6 protein-coding genes are annotated in these 8036 nt (G+C 58.2%); 1 reads left to right on the top strand and 5 read right to left on the bottom strand.

Translation table 11 applies throughout. From position 1 onward, the window contains the following. On the bottom strand, positions 1-1849 hold a 1849-nt coding region (locus DC3_RS26635; RefSeq protein WP_146891041.1), incomplete at its 3' end, for a DEAD/DEAH box helicase. 94 nt (positions 1850-1943) lie between these two features. On the opposite strand from DC3_RS26635, the gene DC3_RS26630 reads away from it, so the two are divergent. Next, the gene (locus DC3_RS26630) at positions 1944-2180 is read left to right on the top strand and encodes a hypothetical protein (protein ID WP_146891038.1); all 237 of its coding nucleotides are present in this window, start codon (positions 1944-1946) and stop codon (positions 2178-2180) included. A 33-nt stretch (positions 2181-2213) separates the two neighbouring features. On the opposite strand, the gene DC3_RS26625 is transcribed toward DC3_RS26630, so the two are convergent. The 4 genes from DC3_RS26625 to DC3_RS26610 form a co-directional block, all read right to left on the bottom strand. Then, positions 2214-2783, bottom strand: coding sequence for a glycoside hydrolase family 19 protein (locus DC3_RS26625; RefSeq protein ID WP_186816288.1), 570 nt, complete (start codon positions 2781-2783; stop codon positions 2214-2216). A 723-nt stretch (positions 2784-3506) separates the two neighbouring features. Further along, positions 3507-6650, bottom strand: a complete 3144-nt coding sequence (dnaE, locus tag DC3_RS26620; RefSeq protein ID WP_146891032.1) for a DNA polymerase III subunit alpha — start codon at positions 6648-6650, stop codon at positions 3507-3509. Then, entirely contained in the window at positions 6623-6859 is a 237-nt protein-coding gene (locus DC3_RS26615; protein WP_146891029.1) for a hypothetical protein, read from the bottom strand. Before DC3_RS26615 ends, dnaE begins: the two co-directional genes overlap by 28 nt. A gap of 1 nt (position 6860) precedes the next feature. Beyond that, on the bottom strand, positions 6861-7964 hold the full coding sequence (locus tag DC3_RS26610; RefSeq protein ID WP_146891026.1) for a DNA polymerase Y subunit UmuC family protein: 1104 nt from the start codon (positions 7962-7964) through the stop codon (positions 6861-6863). Positions 7965-8036: the final 72 nt, after the last annotated feature.

Genomic DNA, 8036 nt, shown 5'->3' with positions numbered 1-8036 from the left:
GCCCTGCTGCAAGTTCCACCCACCTCTCAGCACGCTCCAGACGGATGCCCTCCCCAGCCCATCTGGCCGGATCACTGAGCGCGAGGCTCTCAATGTCGGTGATGCCCCTCTCCAGCAAGGTGCGGGCATGCACCCCCCCGATGCCTGGAATCAACGTCAAGGTGGCGTGTTCGTCGGTCAGGCCATGCCTGACCATCAAGGCCAGCACCCGGGTTTTCCGTTGCACCTCCAGCAAAGCCGGGTTCTCCTGAACCGGAAGCAGTTCTGCGAAGGCCTGCAAAACCCGGCACACCTGCTCTGCGGCCTGCCGGAGGTCAGAACTGGGCACGGTGGGTTCTTCCTGTCGGGTGTGGCTGCGCAGCAAGCAAGACGTGTGGTAAGCGCCGAGCAGTTCCGCATGGGTGATCGACAGGGTGGTGAGGTCCCGACTGGGGGTGCCTGTGAGCATCGTGCGGGGTTCCCGGCCCACCCGGTAAAGCAGGTCCCGGAGCGATTCGCGGGAAGGCAGCAGGGCCTGCACGTCCGGGGTGCTGGTGGCAAGCACCAGCAGGTCAAAGAAAGTGAGGTCAGCAGAGAACTGGCAGCTGAGTTGCAAGACGGTCTCCACCTGCAGCATGTACCGAGCGGCAATCCAGCCGGTGCGGGTGACTTTCAGTGACCCCGCTTCCTCCTTCAGGGCTCCGGTGAAAATCAAGCTGTTCATAGGGCGTCCCAGGTCCTCCGGGTGCTGCCTGGAACGCAGGGTGTGCTGGTAGGCGCACTGCAGTTCTTCCAGGTTCCTGCTGGTGCGGGCTGCAATCTCCGCGACAATCCAGCTGGTGAGGTGGCCGCGTTTGAGGCCACTGCGGATGGGCTCGAACTGTCCTTGCAGGTAAGGCTGGGCATGGCTGGGGTACCGGTAGATGAACACCACCGCTTCCCCTTCTAGGTGCAGTCCGGGTCTGCCTGCCCTGCCTGCCCGTTGCCAGGCACTGTTCACGCTGATCGGCACGTACTCCCCCTGGTGGTAGCGTTCCATGTCGTAGAGAATCACCCGCTGGGCTGGCAAATTCAGTCCCATCTCCAGGGTGGGGGTGCAGAAAAGCGTGAGGATTTTACCTGCCCGAAACTGGGCCTCGGTGTGCTGTCTTGCCTGGGGACTGAGGCCTGCGTGGTGCGCAGCGGCCCCAAACTTCTCAGCGAGGTGCTCGGCGCGGCTGCGGGACCCCACGAACACCAGGGTGCTTTTAGGGGTGCTGAGTTCTGCTTGCAGCAGGTCTTTTTTGGAACTGCCGGTGAAGGGCACCACCCGCCAATTCAGAGGCACAGGTCGGTGGGTGCTGTGATGCGTTTCGGCCTGAAGCCACTCTCCAAGCTCTGCAAGATTCCCAAGGGTGGCAGAGAGGGCCAGGGTGCGCACGAAGGGGTTCAGCCTGCGGAAGCGGGTCAGTGCGCTTTCCAGGGTGGGTCCCCGGTGGGGATCGGCGAGCATGTGGAATTCATCGACCACCAGCAAATTCACCTGGGGAATCCAGTCCCAGTGTTCGCGCCAGAAGCGGGTGATGAACTCGAATTTCTCGTAGGTGAAAATCAGCACGTCCTGCTCCAGCGGGGGCTGGTCCGTAAATTCGGTGTCTGCAGTGTAGAGGCCCACTTTCAGGCTTTCAGCCCAGGTGTCGTGGATTTCCTGGGCCATGGTCTTGAGGGGGCACAGGTAAACAATTTTGAAGCCCTGACGTGCGGTGTGCTGGGAATCCAGTCGGGCAAGGTGGGTTTTCCCGGCCCCGGTGGGCAGCTGCAAAATGAGGTCTTTGGGGGGTTCTCCGTTGGAGAAAAGCATGTCCAGCGAGGGGAAGATCGCCTTTTCCATGCACTCATTCTATCCGAAAACAATCTAATGGATTGATTTATATATCTGTTGGATTGATAAAACCATCTGACAGATTGATGTGCTAACGTGAAGCATGCCCAACCTGGAAGAACAACTCATCGACCAGATCCGCACCCGCATGCGACACCAAAAACGCACCCAGAAAGACCTCGGACAGCAGATCAGCCCAGACAGCAAAAACCCCGGGCAGGTCATCAACCAGTACCTGCAAGGCCAAAAACCCCTGGTCACCCACACCCTGCTGAAAGTGCTGCAGGCCCTCGGGGCCAGACGCATCACCATCCACTGGGAGGACGAACCCCACATCTGAACCAGGAAACACCCAGAAACGTCACTGTTGCCCTTATGCTTGCAACAAATTGAGCACCTGTCGGGTGAGCACCAAACGCCTCTGCCAGTCCCTTTCCGACCCCGTGATTTTCTTGGTGATCCTGGCACACTTGTCCTGCACCGTCAACCTTGGGTCACTGGCAATGTCGTTGCAACCATGATCACTCCAAAACACCGCAGCGGCCAGAGACCCCACCCCCACCTGCAACAGCAATTGCGGGGCATCCACCAGATTCACACCCAGCCTCCTGCCATACAGGGTGTAATTGCGTCTCCCCGTCAACTGAATGTACCCACGACCCCTGAAAACCCAACCATCACCGGGATGACTGTTCCCAAGCTCAGGACGGTTGCCGTACACCTTGTTGGCCAGAGCTTCAGGGTTCCTCTCGTAAGGCAAAGCCTCAGCCAGGCTTTTGAAGCGAGAAGGCCACACCTGCAAGATGCGCCTCGCCGTATACGACAGGTTCTCCTCTTTGGGGATCAGGCTGCTCTCCGCCATCAACTGCGCCACAAAGTGCGCCTGCTGGATCCTGTCATCAATTCCAAACTGCTTGCAGGCCAGCATGATTCTGTGGGACACCACATCAGGCTGGGGAACTCTTCTGTTCAGGCGAACAATCACATCAGTTGTGATCACAGCAGTCACGCACCTTTCACCCCAAAACAAATTCAACTCCAAATCATTGTAATCCCACCAAAATGAAATCCCATCGTAAGGGATTTCATTTACAGGCATTTCCCCATTGACAATCGCAAAAACCTTATAGAGCAAAAGAAAATAAAAAAACCTGCACAGCAAACCTTAGAATCATTCCCACCAGTGCCTAAAATGCACCCCATTCACTAAAGGTGCAGAACCCAGCGTCACCTACCCCTGATGGAAACCGTTGCAGGGAAATACAATGAAACATGCTACTTCAAACACCAGTCTCCCAACCTCCACCCATCCGAATTCCAATGCAAATCACTCTGCTGGCGGCCCTGCTGATCATGACGGTGTACTCCTTGGCCACACCACGATCCCTCCAACACACCCTGCAGAGAGTTGACATCACCGGACCCTGCAGTGACTGCGGTATCACCTCACCACAGGAAGTTCCCTGTCACTTGTGCAGAGTGCTGTCCTCCATGCTTTCCCAGCAACGACACGCGCCCAAACCAGATGACACCAAACCCTGTGCCACCTGCTGATCACACAAGCTGCAACTGGACCCCTGAAGCGCCCAAAACACACCCGAAAACCCTGAAGGCATCCTGGCATCAGGATGCCTTCAATTTCCCGTTCCAGCCAAGCAGCACGCCCTCAAGATTTCTGGGGTACCAATTGAGGCCTGCGCACCAGACACCACAGGGATTCGGCCACCACCGCCACATTCACCCCAGCGGCTTGCACCCGGCCCTCCACAATGAGCAGTTGTACGTCCCTGAGGAGGATGCGTTCTTTCTCCCACAGTTCAGGCGAGATGATCACCTGTGCCCGCTCACTGCGATCCTCCAGCGCAAAAAAAGCCACTCCGCGAGCACTCGGGGGTCTCTGCTTGCTGATCACCCAACCAGCCGTCCTCACCCGGTCCCCATCCTTGAGGACCCTGAGGGGCAACACCTCCAGACTTTGCAGTTCAGAACGGTACAGATCCATGATGTGCCGCCCGGATTCCGAAGCCCGCTTGAATTGCAAGTCCAGCAGGTGGGTTTCTCGATCCGTCAAAGGAGCCAGGGCAGGTGTGGCCACCTCTGGCAAAAAGAGCGCCCCTCCTCCACCCCGGGTGGCCCGTTGCAAGGTCCCCAGCTGGTACAGGGCATCCCGCCTGGAGAGCAGCAGATCAAACGCCCCTCCGAGGACCAGGGCCTCATACTCCGAAGACTGCAATGACACGCGGGTGTAAAAATCTTGCAGGGATGAAAACAAGCCACGGGTCCGTTCCAGGACAATCCTGGACGGGCTGTCCTCTTTCAACCCCTTCACTCCAGAGAGCCCAAACCGGATGCCCTGCACCAGTTTGCCCCACATCCCCTTTTTCACCTCCACCCGAAAGAGCACCTGGCTCTGGTTGATGTCCAGCGGCAGCACCTCCACCCCCCTCTTCAAACACTCCTGGGTGATGGTCTGACGGCTGTACATTCCAGGTTCGTGATTCAAGATCCCCACAAAATAAGCTGCGGGGAAAAACTCTTTCAGGTAAGCAGACACATAAGCATGCTGGGCAAACGCCACTGCATGAGACTCCGCAAACCCATAGCCTCTGAAGGCCGCAATCATCGAAAACACCTGCTCGGCCAGTTCTGGGGTCACCGGATGGTCTGACCCCTCATGTGTGGCACAAGCGTGCTGGATGAACTGTCTTTTGAGGGTGGCCAGTTCTGTTTCATCCTCCCAGGCAGAGAGTTTCTTGCGGTACCGATCTGCCTGCAACCAGCCCAGGCCTGCAAAATGCACGCAGATTCTCAAAACCTGCTCCTGGTAGAGCACTGTGCCATACGTCCCCTGCAAGATCGGTGTGATGCTCGGGTGCAAATGAGGCACTTTTTCTTTGCCTGCTTTCCGTCTCAAATAAGGGTGCACGGTGTTGCTCTGGATCGGGCCAGGGCGAAACAAGGCCACCTGGTGGGCCAGCTCAGTGAGGTTTTTCGGCTGGTTGCGCACCGAAAGTTGCATCTGACCTGGAGACTCAATCTGAAACGCCCCGATGTTGTCCCCACGCGATATCCGCCACCAGACCTTCGGATGGTCTGGGAGGTTGCCGGGAGCCAGCCGTTTGCCTTCGACCCGCTCGATCTCCGCAAGGGCATTCTCAATCGCTGAGAGCATCCTCAGACCCAGCAGATCCAGCTTGATGAGGCCCAGGGTCTCAATGTCGTTCTTGTCAAACTCCATGGTCCTGATGCCTCCAGACGATGTGCGCAGAGGACTGTAGTGAGACAGAGGCTCACGGGACAGCACCACCCCACCCGAATGTGGAGCGAGGTGCCGCACAAAGCCCCGTTCCATCCGAGACAGGATGTCCAGCAGCACGGTCTTGGCAGGAGCATTCCCCAGAACCTCATCAAAAACCACCGCTGCTTGCCGGGCGTCCCCGGGACGCAAATGCCGGAAATCCCGACCCAGCCGTTTGGTCAGGTCAGCGGCCTGCTGCTGGGGCAACCCCAGGGCACGGGCCAGATCCTGCACTGCACTGGGCAATCGGTACGTGATGCGGTTCGCCACCATGGCCTCTTTGCCCGCCTCGCCAAAGCGCTTCTCCACCCACGCCAAGACCTCTCTGCGCCTGCTGCTGGAGATGTCAATGTCCACGTCAGGCATGGCCTTTTTCTCCCCATGCAAGAAGCGCTCGAACAGCAAATTGTGTTTCAGGGGATCCACCTGGGTGATGCCCAGAACAAAACACAGCACACTCCCAGCCGCACTGCCTCGACCTGCTGCCAGAATGCCATTTTCTCGACAATAGTCTGAAACTTCTGTGGCCAGCAGGAAAAAATTCTCCAGGCCGTGCTGACGCACAATGCCCAGTTCGTAAGTCAACCTCTGGTCTGCCTGAGTCAAAAGATGAGGGGGATAACGTTCTTCCAGGCCCTGATAGGCCCGCATCATCAAGTACAGGTGAGGGCTGAAATTGGGCGGCAAAGATGCATCTGCTGGCATCAATCGGTCCGGCAGGAGGTCGAAACTGCAGTTCTGGGCCAGAAGATTGGTGGTCCAGATGGCCTCAGGGTACGGGAGGCGCTGCAGGACATGCTCCCAGGGTTGAATGCACTGCGCGCCGTTCACCGGTCTGAGTTCGTGCGGCTGGTCAATTTGGGTCCCCAGCCTTGCGCACACCAGCGCGTCGTAGAGGGGCCACTGGTCCTCACTGGCATAACGGATCTCAGGGGCAGCCACGCACGGCAGGTCCTCCTCTCGGGCAAACTGAACCAAGCGCTGTGCCATCCGATCATCCCCGTGGCACAGGTCATGCCAGAGCTGCAGGTAAAGGTGGCCATTCACAATCCCTTTGAGGTGCTGAATCCACAGTCTGGCCCTGCGGAAGTCCCCTTGCAGCACCAGTTCCCCCAGCAAACCCCTTCTTCCTCCTGTCAGCACCTGCAACCCCTGCAATTGACCAGGTTGCACGTGACCCTGTTCATTCTGCAAGGTGATCAGGTCATTGAGTTGGGCATAACGAGCCCGGTCCTGGCACAGCACCACCACGGCTCCTGTGAAGCTCTGACCGAGCAGTTCCACCTGCGCCTGCAGGGTTTGCCCGAGGATCGGGTGCAGTCCGTGCTCCTGGCAGGCCTCAACCAGTTCCACTGCGCCACCCATGCACGCTTCATCAATCAGTGCGATGTGGGTGTACCCGAACTTCTTGGCGGTCTCGACCAACCTTCTGGGGCTGCTGGTGCCTGCACCGAGGGAAAAAAAGGAGTGGCAGAACACCACATTCAGTCTTGAATCGCGCTCAGGGTCCATGTCAAAACCTCCTCGTAGACTTCCAGCAGTGTGTTTTCACGGGTCCGAAGCAGGTAATAGTTTCTGGGGTACTCCCCGCGCCACCACCTGCCTCCGGCCCTCCAGTGCTCCACGGTGCGGACGATCACGTAAGCCCGGTTCTCGGTGGTGACCCGGCTGATGCGGCCCTCACGGGTTTCCACATGGGCGGCTTGCATCAACATGCGCATGTCACTCCTCCTCATCGAAAGGCAACTTGCGGAAACGCTGGTCTCTGGCCTGGGAGTACGGGTCATGGATCTCGTAGTGAAACATCGCCCCCGCGAACCTCTGGTGCACCAGCTTCACGGCGTCCATGGAAGAGGGTTTCTGTTGAAAGAGGCTTTTTTGTTCTCCCAACTGGTAGAGGTCCATGAGCCGGACTTCGAGTTTGTCCACCCCGAACTGCAGAGCAAAGCTGTCATCGAGGGCAAGCCGCATCAGGTGCTGCAAGGTCGGTGGTTTCTGGATGGGGTCTTTGACGTTCCGGGACGCCCACAGGTTCCCAATCGGTGTCCCGGCAGTCAGCACCAGTTTTCGGGGGTGCAGGCCCGAGAGTTTCTTGAAGAGGTGCTCGCTGAGCAGTTTCAGGGCAGGATCGATTTTGAAGGGCTCCTGTTCGGGTTCATCAAAGAAGAACTTGCTGATCACCTCTTTTGGCAGGTTGTACCGGGCCACCCACACGTTTTTCTCGAAGAATAGCGCCAGGATGGGTTTTGCCTCTGTGCCGAAGTAATGCTGGATTTGTTTGCGGCTCCAGGACTTCAGATCTGCCAGGGTGGTGACACCCAGCCACATCAGGCGTTCCAGGGTGTCGGGTTTCAGCCCCAGTGCCGCAAGCGAAGTGATCGGCACCTCCTGACAGAAGAGATCGAAATCCAGCACCATGCGGACTTTGCTTTTGGTGGCCACGGTGGCGGCCATCAGGGCCTGCTCGCGGGTCTGACCCACCCCGACCGGGCAGCCGAACTGGTGCTGGATCTGGTGGGCGTCGTACTCACTGGCGGTGAGGAGGCACATCCCCTCCTTGAGGCTTTCCACGTTGGGGCTGAACTGGAACATCTGGAGCAAGAAGTCCTGCCACTGCTGGGTGAGTTCCACACTGGTGTCCTGCACGATTCTTGCTTCAGAGGCTTTCAGCCTCACTGCCGATTCCGGCATGCCTTTCACCACCCCGAGGGCTGCGGCTTTTTCGCACAGGTGCACCACCCGCCCCTCTCTCAGGGAGACTTTCACGTCGCGTTCCGGGAGGTTGTGAAATGCAAAGGGAATGAAGTGAATGGCAAGAATCGGCATGGTGCACCTCTCTGAAGCAAAAGTGACCCCACCCAGCAGGGGTGTGCCTCTGGGAGGTTCGGTGTGATGGGG

The organism is Deinococcus cellulosilyticus NBRC 106333 = KACC 11606 (assembly GCF_007990775.1).
GTDB classification, from domain to species: Bacteria; Deinococcota; Deinococci; order Deinococcales; family Deinococcaceae; genus Deinococcus_C; species Deinococcus_C cellulosilyticus.
This window is presented reverse-complemented; position numbering and strand designations above follow the sequence as displayed.